Genomic DNA, 15252 nt, shown 5'->3' with positions numbered 1-15252 from the left:
AACTCCAGCCGGCACATCCGACGTGCCGCCAGCTAGGCACCAGGTACCAGCCGAAGCCGGAGTCTTTCGTCATGGAAATCCAGCCGGAAAAGGGGTGTACCGAATTACCCCATAGTCAGATCGTCGCGCCAGAACCGATCCTTACTATGGTGGAAAGTCAGCCGGAAAAAGAGGCCGCACGCCGGATCAAATTTCACAGGTTCGAAATATGGGTCAGAGGCCTTTTGGGCAGCATCGGTGCGGATAAGGCTGAAAACAGCTTTGTACGCGACTCTATTCAGCGGATTAGCACGGCTGCTACGGCAGACGTTCAACTCATCGCTGCTTCAAACATGGAGTTATTGGCCGGATATTACCAAATCGCGCTGGCGCAATCTTACCGCATATTCTTTTGGACATTGGTGGGTTCGGGAGTCGGGCTGATCTTCTTTGTTGCAGCAGTAGTGGAAGCGCTTCCCTCTGGAAGCGCTTTCCTCTCCGGCGCTATACTCGAAATTGTAGCCGGGATGGGTCTCGTTCTTTATGGGAAAACAACAGCACAGCTCAACAGCTTTCGTAGCCGGCTAGAAGACTTACAGCGTTACGTTCTGGTCAATAGCCTGTGCGAGGCCCTTGACGGAGACGAGCGAAACAAGGCTCGGGCTGCCTTGATAGAAGAAGTCACCCGTCCGCTGGCAATGCAGAATGCGGCGAGGTGGCAGCGAACGGAGTACTAACGTCGCTGCAGTGACCGCGGCGCGCGTCACACCTTACGCGACGCCGGGCACCAACCCTAGCTACGGCCGATCAGATCGAATTCCCCTTGAAGCCGCAAAGCCGACCACCACGGCGCCAGCACAGGCCTGTCGGAGCAATCCCCCCGCCAGAGAGGCCAGCAAATGAATACTCAGTTGCCCGTCCGATAGACCTGAATGTCGAGATCCCTGATCTTCTTCCGCAGCGTGTTTCGGTTCAAACCGAGCAGATCGGCGGCCCGGATCTGGTTACCACGGGTTGCCGCGAGCGCCGCCGTCAGCAACGGCACTTCGATCTCCTTGAGGATGCGGTGATACAGACCCGGCGGCGGCACGCCATTCGGGAAACCGGAGAAATGCGAGGACAGATAGGCCTCGACCGCCCCGCCCAGATTATCAACCCCCTGCTGCAGGTTGCCACCGGAGGCAACCGCCGGCGGGGCCAGTTCGCCGTCGATCACGGAAGCCGTGATGACGTCCTGCGGGTAGAGTGCCGCAAGACGCCGCGCGAGATTTTCCAGTTCGCGCACGTTGCCGGGCCAGCGGTGCTGCTTCATCCGTTCCAGCGCCATTGCATCGAGCTTCTTCGGCGGCAGGCCGTCCTTCTCCGCCAAAGCGAAGAAATGACGGATCAGGTCCGGAAGATCCTCGATCCGTTCGCGCAGCGGCGGCAGCCTTAGCGGCACCACGTTCAGGCGGAAGAACAAATCCTCGCGGAACAGGCCCTGCTGGATCAGGATTCGCAGATCCTTGTTGCTGGCAGCCACAATGCGCACATCGGTCTTGATCGGCGTGCGGCCGCCGACGGTTGTGTACTCGCCCTGCTGAAGCACGCGCAAAAGCCGCGTCTGCGCTTCCATCGGCATGTCGCCGATTTCGTCCAGAAAGAGCGTGCCGCCTTCCGCCTGCTCGAAGCGGCCCGAGGCACGCGTGTTGGCGCCGGTGAAGGCCCCGCGCTCATGGCCGAACAACTCCGACTCGATCAGGTCACGCGGGATCGCCGCCATGTTGACGGCCACAAACGGACCATTGCGCCGCTTGCCGTAGTCATGCAGCGCGCGCGCGACCAGTTCCTTTCCGGTGCCGGACTCGCCCGAAATCATCACCGTCAGATCCGTCTGCATCAGACGCGCCAGCACCCGATAGATTTCCTGCATCGCCGGCGAGCGACCGACCAGGGGGATCGAATCGAATTCTGCATCGTCGGGCGTGCTCGCGACCCGCTCCTTCGGCTCCGACAGTGCGCGGCCGACGATCGCGATCAATTCCTTGAGGTCGAAGGGCTTCGGCAGGTATTCGTAAGCTCCGCGCTCCGAAGCGCGGATCGCGGTCATGAAGGTGTTCTGCGCGCTCATCACGATGACGGGCAGATTGGGCCGCATCTTCTTGATCCGCGGCAGCAGGTCGAACGCGTTCTCATCAGGCATCACCACATCGGTGATGACGAGATCGCCCTCGCCCTGGCTTACCCATCGCCACAGCGTCGCGGCATTTCCGGTCAATCTCACCTCATATCCGGCGCGCGACAGCGCCTGGTTGAGAACGGTACGGATAGCGGTGTCGTCGTCGGCTACGAGAATGCTACCTGCGGGCATCGCTATTCCTCATCTTATGTTCTGCGAGGTGTGCAACGGCGTCCCGGCAACGTCATCGCGGTCACTCTGATCAGGTTTCTTGGTAGGATTGAACATGGGCAACAGCACGCGGAAGGTCGTCTTTCTTGGTTGGGAGTCGCACTCGATAATGCCGCCGTGATCGCCAACGATCTTGGCGACCAGCGCCAGACCGAGCCCGCTTCCTGTCGGCTTGGTCGTCACAAATGGATCGAACAGGTTCGGCAGGAGGTCGTCCGGCACGCCCGGACCGTTGTCACGCACGCAGAATTCGAGCGGCAGCGAGACGCGCGATTTCTTTCCCGGCACCGACAGGCGCACGCCCGGACGGAATGCGGTGGTCAGCTGGATCTCCGCGTCACTGCCGAGTTCGGCGGTGGCTTCGGCCGCGTTCTTGACGAGGTTGAGGAACACCTGGATCAGCTGATCCTGGTTGGCGAGCACCGGCGGCAGCGAGGGATCATAGTCCTCGATGAAGCGGACGTTGCGGGCAAAGCCGGACTGCGCCAGCCGTTTGACGTGATCGAGCACCGAATGGATATTGACCGGACCGCGCGCCACCGGCCGGTCGTCGCCGAACACTTCCATCCGGTCGACCAGCGTGACGATTCGGTCGGCTTCGTCGCAGATCAGGCGCGTCAGCGTGCGGTCTTCGGGAGAAGCCGCCTGCTCAAGCAATTGCGCGGCGCCGCGGATGCCGGACAGTGGATTCTTGATTTCATGCGCCAGCATGGCCGCCAGTGCAATCACCGAGCGCGCCGCGCTTCGATGCGTCAGTTGCCGGTCCATCTTGTCGGCGATGCTGCGTTCCTGGAGCATTACGACGATATGGCCGGGGCGCTCGGTGACGGGCGCAACGTGAAGGTCGACCTGGCGGTCGGCTCCCGTACGTGGCGTGCCGAGGTCGACCCTGTATTCATAAACCGGGGCACTGCTGATGCGAACCTGATCGATCAACGCGAGCAGCGGACTGCCGAACGGCACCAGCTCTTTCAGCGAATGCCGCTGCAGGAACTGGGCCGAAATTTCGAAAAACGATTCTGCGGCCATGTTGGCGTCGACGATGCGCCCGTCCGGCCCGACCAGCAGCACGGGATTTGGCAGCGCGTTGAGAATGATGTCCGAGTCTGACGGCAGCGGCGGGCGATGTTCGGCGGTGGAGCTCATGCGGCAGCTTTCCACGCGAAATTGTCGAATGCCTCGCCCAAAGACCGATGAACGACCCCTGGGTCCTCAGACGTCAGGATCTTACCACGCCAGTTTCTCAAGAGCTCCGCCGGCGCGCAGCTATGGCCGGCCGCGACCTCGAGCGCCCAGCCGAGATGCTTGCGCGCGTGGCGCAGACCGATCCGCAGACCATAATGTCGGCAGATTTCGTCATAGAGCGTACGGACGTGGCGGAGCTGCTCCTTTAGCGACGGCGCGGCCTCGGCCACGCCGGCCTCGAGCTGGCGGCCGAGCTGACCGAGCAGCCAGGGCTGGCCCTGCGCGCCGCGGCCGACCATGACCGCATCGGCGCCGGAGGCTTCCATCGCCGCCACCGCCGCGTCGAAAGAAGTGATGTCGCCATTGACGACAAGGGGAATTCGGATGGCGTCCTTGACCGCCCGCACAGCCTGCCAGTCGGCTGCGCCTTTGTAGAACTGGCAACGCGTCCGGCCATGAACGGAAATCAGCTGCACACCTGATGCTTCGGCGCGTCGCGCCAGCTCCGGCGCATTCAACGATCGTTCATCCCAGCCGAGCCGCATCTTCAGCGTTACCGGGACGTTCACTGCGCCGACGGTCGCCTCGATCAGGCGCACGGCATGATCAAGATCGCGCATCAAGGCCGAACCGGACTGCCCACCCGTGACGTGGCGCGCCGGGCATCCCATGTTGATATCGATGATGTCAGCGCCCGCGGCTTCGGCAATCCGCGCGCCTTCCGCCATCCATTTGGCTTCACAGCCGGCGAGCTGAACGACATGGGGCCCGATTCCGGCCGCCTCACACCTGAGTTGCGACATCGGCTTGCCGTTCACCAGATCGTCGCTGGCGGTCATCTCCGAGACCACCAGCCCTGCCCCCAGTTCCGCCGCGAGACGCCGAAACGGTGCGTCAGTGACGCCCGACATGGGCGCCAGAAAAACCCGGTTCGCGACCGCAATGTCACCGATTTTCAATGGGTTAGGACGCAAATAGTCGAAACTGCCCACGGATTTCCCATCTGGCTGCGCGGGTGCCCTTACCCGCAAGAAACCATTCTCTAGCACAAATCTTGTGCAGTCAAGTTTCATGCCTACAGTTTAGACAAGTCAACGTGCGTTGCAAGTGCACTGCAACATATCAGGCATTTGTGCCGTCCCCGCAGGAAACGCTCTGGCTTCGGTGCCTCGGCGTGATAAGGGCTGGGCCCCGGTCACACGCTGGGTTCCTCAATTCCTGACAACTGATAGCCGAGAACCATGACGAATCCGCCGCGGACCGCCGCCATCCTCGTTGCCGCTGGCCGCGGCCTCCGCGCCGGCGCGGGCGGGCCGAAACAGTACCGCGCGATCGGCGGTCAGCCGGTGATCTACCGGGCGATGGCGCCATTCAGTTCGCATCCGCAGGTCTCCGTCGTGCAGCCTGTCGTCAATCCGGACGATGCGGCCAGCTTCAATGATGCGGTGCGCGGACTGGCTCACGCCCCACCGGCCAAAGGCGGCGCGACACGGCAGGCCTCGGTGCATGCGGGGCTGGAAGCCCTCGTTGCCGAAAAGCCTGACATCGTCCTGATCCATGACGCGGCGCGGCCGTTTGTCTCAAAGGCCCTCATCTCGCGCGCGATCGATGCGGCGTCCGCAACGCGCGCGGCCGTTCCCGCTATTCCGGTCGCGGACACCATCAAGCTGGTCGACGGCAACGGCCGCATCGAGGCAACGCCCGAACGCGCGCGACTGCGGATTGCGCAAACGCCGCAGTCGTTCCATTTCGACACTATCCTCGAGGCGCACCGCCGTGCCGCGCGCGAGGGACGTGACGATTTCACCGATGATGCGGCGCTCGCCGAATGGGTAGGATTGACCGTCGCGACATTTGAAGGTGAAGCTGCAAACATGAAACTCACGACACCGGAAGATTTCGTCCGCGAGGAAGCGCGCCTGGCAAGCCTGCTCGGCGACATCAGGACCGGAACGGGTTATGACGTGCATGCCTTTGGCGAGGGCGACCACCTGATGATCTGCGGCATCCGTGTGCCTCACACCAAAGGCTTTCTCGCCCATTCCGACGGCGACGTCGGTCTGCATGCACTGGTCGACGCCATCCTGGGCGCGCTCGCCGACGGCGATATCGGCTCGCACTTTCCGCCCAGCGACATGAAATGGAAGGGCGCAGCTTCCGACAAATTCCTCAAATACGCCGTCGAGCGCGTCGCCGCGCGCGGTGGACGCATCGCCAATCTCGAGGTCACGTTGATCTGCGAGCGGCCGAAGATCGGTCCCTTGCGCGATCAGATGCGGGCGCGGATCGCCGAGATTACCGGGCTTGATATTTCGCGCATCGCCGTGAAAGCAACGACCAGCGAACGCCTCGGCTTCACCGGCCGCGAGGAAGGCATCGCAGCCACCGCCTGCGCCACTATCCGCCTGCCGTGGGATGACAAGGGACCGATCGCGATTTGACGTCTGGTTAGGGGGGCAGCGGGGCAAATGGCTAGCGAACGTCAAATCGGCTCCACAACCACCCTCGCCCGCGCGCTGCTCGATCTCTGCCGCAGCCGCAAACTGACGATTGCAACTGCGGAATCCTGCACCGGTGGTCTCGTCGCCGGCGCGCTCACCGACATTCCCGGCTCTTCCGATGTGATCGACCGAGGCTTCGTCACCTATTCGAACGACGCCAAGCGCACGATGCTGGGTGTCGAGGCAGACACGCTGGCGACCTTCGGCGCCGTCAGTAAGGAAACCGCCATCCAAATGGCGGTCGGCGCGCTGGAGCGAGCCGAAGTCGATCTCGCCGTCGCCATCACCGGTATAGCCGGGCCCGGGGGCGCGGTGCCAGGCAAGCCGGTCGGTCTCGTGCATTTTGCTGTCGCCGCCCGCGACGGGCGCATCACGACCCACGAATGCCGGTTTGGGGCGATCGGCCGCAGCGCCGTGCGACAGCGCTCGGTCATCGAGGCGCTGCGAATGCTGATGGAGATGGCGCGCGGGCCGAAGGTCGCCAAACCAAAACGCGCTGCCGTCAGCCGCATCCGCCCCCGCGTGACGCGGACACCGCGCCGGCACGCGATGAAGCGGCGACGGCCGCCGCGGGGATAGCCAACCCGGCTTCCTTCCACCGCGAGGAACGCAAGCGACGAGATGCAATCCGGCATCCTTTCATGGTGTGCGTAGTCCGTCATCGGGCGCGCGTCACACCTCGAGCCACTGCTTGCGAACCTCGTCATTGGCCCTTAGTTCGTCCGGCGTGCCTTCGAACACGATGCGGCCGTGTCCCATGAGGTAGACGCGATGAGAAATGCGCAGCGCGATCGACAGCTTCTGTTCGACGAGCAATATGGAGACCCCGGCCTCGGCAATTTTCGCGATCAGATCGCCCACCTGCTGCACGATCAACGGCGCCAGCCCCTCGGTGGGCTCGTCGATCATGATCAGTTCGGGATCGCCCATCAGCGTTCGGCAAACCGTCAGCATCTGTTTCTCGCCGCCGGATAAGACCTCGGCCGGCGTATCGGCGCGCGCCGCAAGGTTGGGAAACATCTCGAGCATGCCTTCGATCCGCCATCTGCCGGGACGACGCACGTCCTTGATGCCGAGCAAGAGGTTTTGACGGACGGTAAGTCCGGGGAAGATGTCGCGATGTTCCGGTACATAACCCAGACCGCATCGCGCGATCTTGTGGCTCGGCAGCCCCGCGATATCCCGTCCCTTGAAGCGGACGATGCCCTGCGGCGCGACCTCGCCCATGATCGCCTTGACGGTCGTCGAACGGCCGACGCCATTACGCCCGAGCAGGCTCACGACCTCGCCGGCGCGGATGTCCAGATTGACGCCCTGAAGGATGTGGCTCTTGCCGTAATAGGCGTGAAGATCCCTGACCTCCAGCATCAGTGAGCCTCCTCGCCGAGATAGGCTTCCTTGACCTGCCGATTGGCACGAATTTCCTCCGGCGTGCCCGAGGCGATGATCTGACCGTAGACCAGCACCGAAATGCGGTCGGCGAGGCCGAACACCACGCTCATATCGTGCTCGACAATCACGAGCGTGCGCCCTTCAGTCAGGCGGCGGATCAGGGCCACCGCGCGTTCGGTCTCGGCGAGGCTCATGCCCGCGGTCGGCTCATCCAGCATGATGACGCTGGCGCCGCCGGCGATGGTGATGCCGATTTCGAGCTCGCGCTGCTCGGCATAGGTCAGAAGCCCCGCGGGCACATCCCGGCGGTGGCCGAGATGGATGTCGTCGAGAATCCGATCGGTGCGCCGCTTCACCTCCGGCAGGTGATCGACATTCTTCCAGAAGGCATAGCCATGGCCGGTTGCCCACAGCACGGCGCAGCGCACGTTTTCCAGCACCGTCATCCGGGCAAAGACATTGGTGACCTGGAATGAGCGCGACAGCCCGCGCCGGTTGATTTCGAACGGCCGCAAGCCGGAGATGGCGTCGCCATTCAAGCGTATCTCGCCCGCGCTCGGCTTGATGTAACCGCTGATCAGGTTGAACGTCGTCGACTTGCCGGCACCGTTAGGGCCGATGATGGCATGACGCTCGCCCTTCGCGACACTCAGGTTGAGGTCGCGGATAATGCTCACATTGCCGAAGCGCTTCTGCACATCCTTGATTTCGATCGCTGCGCTCACGCGAGATACCCCCGGTCCCGGGCTACCGTCGCGGCGCGATCCCAGGCATCAGCGACCCGCCGCCAGGTCAGGCGCGCGATCAGAAAACCGCCGACGACAAGCAAGGCCGCAACGGCCCAGGTGGTGGGCGCAGTCGCGTCGAACGGCACGCCAAAAAGATTGATGATGTTGCCTTCGCCCTCGCTTGCCGTGTAGTGCGCGACCGTTTCGATCGAAAGGATGATGCCAAGTGCGAACACCAGCGTCGGCAGAGCCGCGAGGAGGTAGGACGGGATCACGACGGGCCATGATCCGGCACGGACCAGCGGACGATGCATCATCAACAGGCCCGCAATACCGCCCGGTGCAAACATCACGATGCCGATGAAGATGATGCCGAAATAAAGTTGCCATACGGTGGTAATGTTGGTCAGCCCGAGTTGCAGATACGTCACGAGAATTGCGCCCAGGATCGGTCCGAAGAAATAGGCGGTGCCTCCGATGAACGCAGCGAACAGCACGATGCCCGACTGGGTTGCCCCGAGATAGGCGGAGTTCGCGATTTCGAAGTTGATGGCGGTGAGACCGCCGGCAATTCCGGCGAAAAATCCGGCAAATCCATAGGCGAAGTATCGCACCACGTGGGGGTCGTAGCCGATGAATTCGACGCGCTCCGGATTGTCACGCACGGCGTTGCAGATGCGCCCGAGCGGCGTCCGGGTCAAAGCATACATCGCAATCGCCGAGACCAGCACCCAGAAGGCGATCAGGTAATAGACCTGGCGCTGTGGCCCGAAGGTCCAGCCGAACATGTGAGGCAAGGCAGTACGATCGGTGGTAATGCCGGATTCACCGCCGAACACGCTACGCAGGATCAGCGACGACGATGCGACCAGTTCGCCGATGCCGAGCGAAATCATCGCAAACACCGTTCCCGCGCGCTTGGTCATGACCCAGCCGACCAGGATCGCGAAGGCAAGCCCCCCGACGCCGCCGACCAGCGGAATGAAAGGCAGCGGGAGCGGCCAGTTGTAATTGGCGACCGCATTCATGACATGGACGGCGAGGAAGCCCCCGAGGCCGTAGTGGACGGCATGGCCGAATGACAACAGGCCCGTCTGGCCGAGCAGGATGTTGTAGGAGAGCGCGAAGATGATGGCGATTCCGATCAGATTGAACGACGTCAGTGAACTGCCCGAAGAGAATACCAGGGGCAGTACGATCAACGCCGCGGCAGCGATCAGCCAGATGCCGTAGAAGCGGAGATTCCCGCCGGGCTGCTCCTTCAATTCATCGAGTGCGGTGGCATCTGTCATGTTTCGCGCGTCCCCAAAAGACCCATGGGGCGGACGATCAGGATCAAGACCAGCAGGACATAAGGCAGGATCGGCGCGATCTGGGCGATGGTTACGTTCCAGATATCGGTCAGCACCGATGGTCCGAGGCTCGGGTCGAGCGGCCCGAACGCGCTCGCCAGCGAGCCATTGAGTGCGACGGCAAAGGTCTGGATTAACCCGATCAGGAGCGACGCGATGAAGGCGCCGGGCAGCGAACCAAGCCCGCCGAACACGATCACCACGAACAGGATCGGTCCAAGCAGCGAAGCCATATCGGACTGCGTCACCAGCGAAGGACCGGCGATGACGCCGGCAAGGCCCGCGAGCGCGCTGCCGACGCCGAACACCACCATGAAGACGCGCCCGACATTATGGCCGAGATGGCCGACCATGGTCGGATAGGTCAGCGCCGCCTGCACGATGAGGCCGACGCGCGTCTTCTTGAGCACGATAAGAAGCGCCACGAAGATCGAGACCGAAATCGCCAGCATGAAGATCTTGTAGGCGGGATAGTTGGTGGAGAACACGGTGAAGGCAGGAAAATCGAGCGCCGCCGGAATCCGGTAGTCCACCGGGCTCTTGCCCCAGATCATCGAGACGATTTCCTCGATCGCAAACGCAAGGCCAAAGGTCAGCAGCAATTCGGCGACGTGGCCGTGCCTGTGGGTGTTGCGCAGACCGTAGCGTTCGACCGCCATGCCGACCACGCCGACCAGGAGCGGCGCCAGCACCAGTGCCGGCCAGAAGCCGATCCACCTGGTGAGTTGATACCCGAAGAAAGCCCCCAGCATGTAGAAGCTGGCATGGGCGAAATTCAGCACACCCATCATGCTGAAGATGACGGTCAAGCCGCTGGACAAGAGGAACAGCAGCATCCCGAACAAAACGCCGTTGAGCGTTGAAATGACGATCAACTCAAGCAAAAGCCCACCCGCCGAATGGCTCGATTAATTACTGCGCGAAAAGATCGAGAAAAGATCCCCGGCATCACTCGCCGGGGACTGTCCGCCCCGGCGCCGGAACAGCGCACCGGGGCGGAATGATCGACAGATCAGTCAGGCCGCTTCATCTTGCAGGTCGTCGGCAGGATGGTCTGGGCGGTGTCGATCTTGGATACGAGATGCCAGCCCCAACCGGTGTTTTCCTCGTCGAACGGATCCTTCGCCTTGTCCTTCAGGCTGCCGAACGAGGAGATGTAGATCGGCTGGAAGAACTGGTGATCTTCCTTGCGCATGAAGCCTTCGCCGCCATCAAGGACCTCGAACTTCATGCCCTCCAGCGCTGCGGCGACCTTCACCGGATCGAGCGAATTGGCCTTCTCGGCGGCTGCCTTGAACATCCGCATCTCGTTGACGGCGCGCGGATACCACAGCGACATATTTTCCTTGGCGCGGAATTCTTTTTCGAAACCCATCGCCGTCTTGTTGCCGGAGTTAGGGATGCCCTCGGTGATCTGGTACACCTGATGATCGAGGCCGGCCTGCTTGATCGCGGTCGGGCCGCCGGCGCCTCCGGCATAGTAGGTGTACCAGCTGACCTTCAGGCCGGCGTCCGCGGCCGCCTTCAACAGCAGCGCAATGTCCTGGCCCCAGTTGCCGGTGACGACGGTATCAGCGCCGGAGGCCTTGATCTTGGCGATATACGGCGAGAAGTCGGTCACCTTGAGCAACGGATGCACTTCGTCGCCAACGATCTGGATGTCGGGTCGCTTTGCAGCGAGCATCTTGCGCGCCTCGGTGCGAACCGCCTGACCAAACGAATAATCCTGGTTGATCAGGTAGACCTTCTTGATGGATTTCTCGCCCTTCATGTAGTTAGTGAGCGCCTCCATCTTGATGTCGGAATTGGCGTCCCAGCGGAAATGCCAAAAGCTGCACTTCTCGTTGGTCAGCGCCGGATCCACCGCGGCATAGTTGAAATACAGCAACTCCTTGCCAGGATTGCGCGAGTTGTTCTTGGTGACGAAATCCTCGAGCGCCGCGGCCACCGACGAGCCGTTGCCCTGGGTGATGTAGTGGATGCCGGCGTCGATCGCCTTCTGGGCCTGCACCAGGCTTTCCTGCGGATTGGTCTTGTTGTCCATCGGCACGATCTCGACCTTGTGGCCGAGAATGCCGCCCTTGGCATTCAGTTCGTCGGCAAGAAACTGGTACGTCTTGAGACCGCCCTCGCCGATGCTGGCGCCGCCGCCTGACAGAGGATCGATATAACCAATCTTGAGACTGTCCTGCGCATGCGCCGCACCAACCAGAAATGGCACAGCCATCGCAGCAGTCATGATCATCTTCCGCATGCCTAAGGCTCCTCCTCGATTTTTTAGACCAACGCCAAGGTCTTATTCGTTGTAGTCGGCAAGACCATTGATAGTTCGGCTAAGCGCGCGTTGACAAGCCTACAACTTTCGTCGCCGGAGGATCACTTGAGCGCCGGTACCCCTGTCCGTCCCCTTCGACTGGCGCCTCTTTCAATCGCTGCGTGGCGACTGTCATTCCGCCTGGCGAAAGCGTCATGCCCCGGCTTTCCAGGGATAGTTAGCCGACACACGTGAGGGCATTTTGCTCTACCCAACCAAACCGAGGGGATTTTGGTCAAGCAGCGGGGCCCATCCGTGTGATTCCACATACTCGTGGCGGGTTGAGCGGATTGGAACTCAGCTATTCTCAGTTTTCCGCTCATCGTCGAGAACGAGGCGATTGGGTGAACGCCTCGTCTAAGGCGCCGCTCCCAGGAAACGGCGAATGGCTGCAGCAGTTTCCGTTGGAAACTCCTCATGTACGGCCAGTTTTCCCTCGGGCAATTCGACCGAGGAAATTCCCGGCAGTTCCGATAGCGCTTGCATCTCCGACTTCGACCGAAGCGGCGTCTTCGCACCATACACGACCAATATTGGATCTTTGACGCGTCGTGCCGCTTGCAAGAACTCGTCCCGGCTGGTCATCGGATCGAGCTCACCGGCGACGAACCTGAAAGAGGCGTGGCGCGCGCCGATAGCATTCGTCACCTGCAGCTTCTCCGCAAAACGCTGCGCGGTCAGCCACGACCGGTCGGAGTAAACGTGCCCAAGACTCATCATGCGGATCATCGGCCGATTGACGTTCAACCTGTAAAGCGCCGTCCCAAGACCAGGGACATCGACAACGCGAGACAGCGCGCGAAACGCAGGATGCCGACGGCCCATCATTGTCGGAAGCGGCCCTCGCCAGGTCGGTGCAACCAAGCACAGCCGGCCGGCCGAGCCGGGATGACCGGCGACGTGTCCAATTAGGTACCCGGCGGCATGGCCGGCCGCGACTGTGGCGACGGGATTCGAGAAACGGTCAAGGATGAACGCAACGAAGGAGCGGTACGCATCAGGGGCCCAAGCGGTCGGCGGCCGCGGCAGCGAACCAAAGCCCGGCAAATCGACCGCGACACATCTGAAGCTTGAGTTCAAAAGCTCCGAGATCGGGTGCATCTCGCTGCGGCTTGAGATTGAACTCAAGGCCGGCAACATCACAACTGTTGGACCTTCTCCCCGGATATCGACCCCGAGCTGAATATCCCGTCCGCGCCAGTTCCAAATCAGGGATTCCTGCATGTGTTTGTAAGAGACCTCTGACTAGGTAGGATAACACTCGAAGCGCATGTCAATCGACTTTGTTTTTACTGCCCGGAGTTCGCGAACCAGGCTGCTCGATCGCTTTCACCGGCAGCGCGATGGCCTCGCAACGGCAAAGCCGGGTCTACCATGCGCCAATTCTATCGCCCGCGGGAGCGTAGAAACTTTGCGTGAGACGATAGTGACCGCGCTCCCAAACCCAGACTTGATGCAAGCACCCTGATGGGCGGCAATAGCTGTCGCCCCCATTGCAGAGGAAATGTTCGAAGTGAAGCTCTATCTTTCTCGAACCATCCGAATAGGCCGCGAACGGATGCAAAGCTTTTGGCTCTTTGCATGTGCGGAAGATGGAGGTGCGGACTTCGGCAGGTAGGCTGTCGACATGCTGTGGATTATACCGGTTTTCCATGCGATAGGAGCCGCCCTTCGCCGATAGGCCGTTGCATGTCATCAGCAGCAAAAAAAGCGCGGACAGAGATCGTCTAATAATCATCTCACACCTCTCGCCGATCATTTGGTCGTCCTCTCCCGGACAACAGTGCGGTCACCTCGTACTCCGGCTAGACGACGCTATTGGGCGCCAAAGCGCAGGCGTTATCTTCGTTGACTTCGATCTGCAGAGTGGGGTGCACAATTTTGAACGACCGTCGCAGTATACTCGCCGATTCGATCAAGAAGTCATCTCCGGGATGGCCGGCCGGCATGACGACGTGGCAGGTCATCGCGGTCTCCGTGGTGCTGATCGGCCAGACATGCAGGTCATGCACGTTTGCGACGCCAGGGCGGCCCAATAGAAACTGCCGCACCGCCTCGACGTCGGTACCGCGCGGCGCGGCGTCGAGCGACATGTCGATCGAAGCTCGCAACAGTCCCCAGGTGCTCCAGAGGATGACTGCACAGATCAGCAGGCTCGTCACGGGATCCAGCCACAACCAATTCGTGAACTGGATCAGTGCGGTCGCAACGACAACGCCGGCGGAGACCGCGGCATCACCCGCCATATGGAGAAAGGCGCCCCGAATGTTGATATCCCCCTTCCGGCCGCTTGCGAAGAGCAGCGCAGTAGCGCCGTTGATCAGGATACCGAACGCCGCCACGACCATCACGGTAATTCCCGCGACAGGTTCCGGGCTCCAGAGACGCTGGATCGACTCGAGCCCGATGGCGCCAATCGCGACAAGCAGGAAAACCGCATTTGCAAGAGCGGCGAGAATTGAAGTCCGGCGAAAGCCGTAGGTAAAGCGTCCGCTTGGCGCACGTTTGGCCGCCACCGATGCACTCCACGCCACAATCAAACCCAGGACATCACCAAGATTGTGCCCCGCGTCCGCCAGAAGTGCGGTCGAGTTACCGAGATAGCCATAGATTCCCTCGGCCGCGACCAGCGCGGTGTTCAGCGCGACGCCGACGGCAAACGCCCTCCCGAAATCAGCAGGGGCGTGAACACGGCCGGTACCGTGGGAATGGTCGTCATGGTCGTCGTGGCTGTCGCCTCCATTGTGGTTGTCAGCATGCGAGTGGGATCGGTCTGAAGCCATTCGAGGTTCCTCAAATCGTCACGGAATCGGAAGCTCCGAAGCTAGACGCTCTCGCTGGACGGGCTCGCGGGAGCAGGCTTTGCCTCTTTCCGGAACAATACATAATGCGCCGGGAGCACCAGCAAAGTCAGGACGGTGAACGAGGCGATCCCTCCGATAACAACGGACGCAAGCGGTCGTTGCACCCCATCGGCGGCCTGCGCCTCCGCAGGAGCGATTTCGTGTCATATATTCTCATATTGAGCAGGCTCTTCCGCACTCGCGCGGAGCTCGGCTATCGATGTGCAACGTTATTACATCCTCAGATTTGATGAACGCAGTACTCCGTATGAGTTGGAATCGAGGGACGTGCATATGGGGCTTCTCCGGATCGAAACGATATGTGACGCGTTCGCCCTCTTCCCCGGCAGCGCACCAAAATGCTTCACGCGATCGCTGCCGGCAAATTCCGCTTGCGCCGTCGGGCAAATCACGGGCACATCTTCGCGCGTCTTCCGCCCGGCAAGAGGGGCGTTTCGCGATCGTCACTGAACGTTGGCGGAAGATGCGGTGGACGCGGCGCGCGCAACAGACGAATGCGCGCGCTCGCGGACGGCGAAGTCGTGGCGTCCTGATACCTCGACGCTGGT

General features: G+C 61.6%; 14 protein-coding genes. 3 read left to right on the top strand and 11 right to left on the bottom strand.

Annotated elements, in window-relative coordinates:
* Window positions 1-71: 71 nt before the first annotated feature.
* Window positions 72-716, top strand: a complete 645-nt coding sequence (locus NEZ08_RS11020) for a hypothetical protein (protein WP_298106753.1) — start codon at window positions 72-74, stop codon at window positions 714-716.
* Between the two features lie 170 nt (window positions 717-886).
* Here the strand turns inward: NEZ08_RS11020 and ntrC are convergent, their stop codons facing one another.
* Genes ntrC through dusB form a run of 3 tightly spaced genes read right to left on the bottom strand, consistent with a single transcriptional unit; the run spans window position 887 to window position 4512 of the window.
* Entirely contained in the window at window positions 887-2329 is a 1443-nt protein-coding gene (ntrC, locus tag NEZ08_RS11015) for a nitrogen regulation protein NR(I) (RefSeq protein WP_298106752.1), read from the bottom strand.
* Window positions 2330-2338: 9 nt separating this feature from the next.
* Window positions 2339-3514, bottom strand: coding sequence for a nitrogen regulation protein NR(II) (locus tag NEZ08_RS11010; RefSeq protein WP_298106751.1), 1176 nt, complete (start codon window positions 3512-3514; stop codon window positions 2339-2341).
* A complete protein-coding gene (gene dusB / locus NEZ08_RS11005; RefSeq protein ID WP_298106788.1) occupies window positions 3511-4512 on the bottom strand; it encodes a tRNA dihydrouridine synthase DusB in 1002 nt (333 codons plus the stop codon). The genes NEZ08_RS11010 and dusB overlap by 4 nt, the downstream gene beginning before the upstream one ends.
* 282 nt (window positions 4513-4794) lie before the next feature.
* On the opposite strand from dusB, the gene NEZ08_RS11000 reads away from it, so the two are divergent.
* Both NEZ08_RS11000 and NEZ08_RS10995 read left to right on the top strand, forming a co-directional pair.
* Window positions 4795-5994 (top strand): bifunctional 2-C-methyl-D-erythritol 4-phosphate cytidylyltransferase/2-C-methyl-D-erythritol 2,4-cyclodiphosphate synthase, encoded by a 1200-nt coding sequence (locus NEZ08_RS11000; RefSeq protein ID WP_298106750.1) that lies wholly within the window; start codon window positions 4795-4797, stop codon window positions 5992-5994.
* 27 nt (window positions 5995-6021) lie between these two features.
* The gene (locus NEZ08_RS10995) at window positions 6022-6633 is read left to right on the top strand and encodes a CinA family protein (protein WP_298106749.1); all 612 of its coding nucleotides are present in this window, start codon (window positions 6022-6024) and stop codon (window positions 6631-6633) included.
* 93 nt (window positions 6634-6726) lie between these two features.
* Here NEZ08_RS10995 and NEZ08_RS10990 read toward each other — a convergent pair whose 3' ends face one another.
* From NEZ08_RS10990 to NEZ08_RS25775, 8 genes are all read right to left on the bottom strand, one after another.
* Window positions 6727-7422, bottom strand: a complete 696-nt coding sequence (locus tag NEZ08_RS10990) for an ABC transporter ATP-binding protein (RefSeq protein ID WP_298106748.1) — start codon at window positions 7420-7422, stop codon at window positions 6727-6729.
* Window positions 7422-8171, bottom strand: coding sequence for an ABC transporter ATP-binding protein (locus NEZ08_RS10985; protein ID WP_298106747.1), 750 nt, complete (start codon window positions 8169-8171; stop codon window positions 7422-7424). Before NEZ08_RS10985 ends, NEZ08_RS10990 begins: the two co-directional genes overlap by 1 nt.
* Entirely contained in the window at window positions 8168-9466 is a 1299-nt protein-coding gene (locus NEZ08_RS10980) for a branched-chain amino acid ABC transporter permease (protein ID WP_298106746.1), read from the bottom strand. Before NEZ08_RS10980 ends, NEZ08_RS10985 begins: the two co-directional genes overlap by 4 nt.
* Window positions 9463-10410: a branched-chain amino acid ABC transporter permease gene (locus NEZ08_RS10975; RefSeq protein WP_298106744.1), complete on the bottom strand. Its 948-nt coding sequence runs from the start codon at window positions 10408-10410 to the stop codon at window positions 9463-9465. The genes NEZ08_RS10980 and NEZ08_RS10975 overlap by 4 nt, the downstream gene beginning before the upstream one ends.
* Before the next feature lie 128 nt (window positions 10411-10538).
* Entirely contained in the window at window positions 10539-11780 is a 1242-nt protein-coding gene (locus NEZ08_RS10970) for a branched-chain amino acid ABC transporter substrate-binding protein (protein ID WP_298106743.1), read from the bottom strand.
* Between the two features lie 417 nt (window positions 11781-12197).
* On the bottom strand, window positions 12198-12941 hold the full coding sequence (locus NEZ08_RS10965) for an alpha/beta fold hydrolase (protein WP_367278405.1): 744 nt from the start codon (window positions 12939-12941) through the stop codon (window positions 12198-12200).
* A gap of 704 nt (window positions 12942-13645) precedes the next feature.
* Entirely contained in the window at window positions 13646-14623 is a 978-nt protein-coding gene (locus tag NEZ08_RS10960; RefSeq protein WP_298106742.1) for a cation diffusion facilitator family transporter, read from the bottom strand.
* A 41-nt stretch (window positions 14624-14664) separates the two neighbouring features.
* Window positions 14665-14808, bottom strand: coding sequence for a hypothetical protein (locus NEZ08_RS25775; protein ID WP_367278404.1), 144 nt, complete (start codon window positions 14806-14808; stop codon window positions 14665-14667).
* Window positions 14809-15252 lie beyond the last annotated feature (444 nt).

This window comes from Bradyrhizobium sp. (genome assembly GCF_027451485.1).
Taxonomy (GTDB): Bacteria; Pseudomonadota; Alphaproteobacteria; order Rhizobiales; family Xanthobacteraceae; genus Bradyrhizobium.
Note: the sequence above shows the minus strand (reverse complement) of the source record. Positions and strands in the feature narration are given on the sequence as shown.

Coding starts and splice junctions, on each gene's coding strand:
- NEZ08_RS10990 (WP_298106748.1), bottom strand. CDS start 7,422: ATGCTGGAGGTCAGGGATCTTCACGCCTATTACGGCAAGAGCCACATC.
- NEZ08_RS10965 (WP_367278405.1), bottom strand. CDS start 12,941: ATGCACCCGATCTCGGAGCTTTTGAACTCAAGCTTCAGATGTGTCGCG.
- NEZ08_RS11010 (WP_298106751.1), bottom strand. CDS start 3,514: ATGAGCTCCACCGCCGAACATCGCCCGCCGCTGCCGTCAGACTCGGAC.
- NEZ08_RS11000 (WP_298106750.1), top strand. CDS start 4,795: ATGACGAATCCGCCGCGGACCGCCGCCATCCTCGTTGCCGCTGGCCGC.
- NEZ08_RS11020 (WP_298106753.1), top strand. CDS start 72: ATGGAAATCCAGCCGGAAAAGGGGTGTACCGAATTACCCCATAGTCAG.
- NEZ08_RS10970 (WP_298106743.1), bottom strand. CDS start 11,780: ATGCGGAAGATGATCATGACTGCTGCGATGGCTGTGCCATTTCTGGTT.
- NEZ08_RS10960 (WP_298106742.1), bottom strand. CDS start 14,623: ATGGCTTCAGACCGATCCCACTCGCATGCTGACAACCACAATGGAGGC.
- NEZ08_RS10995 (WP_298106749.1), top strand. CDS start 6,022: ATGGCTAGCGAACGTCAAATCGGCTCCACAACCACCCTCGCCCGCGCG.
- ntrC (WP_298106752.1), bottom strand. CDS start 2,329: ATGCCCGCAGGTAGCATTCTCGTAGCCGACGACGACACCGCTATCCGT.
- NEZ08_RS10980 (WP_298106746.1), bottom strand. CDS start 9,466: ATGACAGATGCCACCGCACTCGATGAATTGAAGGAGCAGCCCGGCGGG.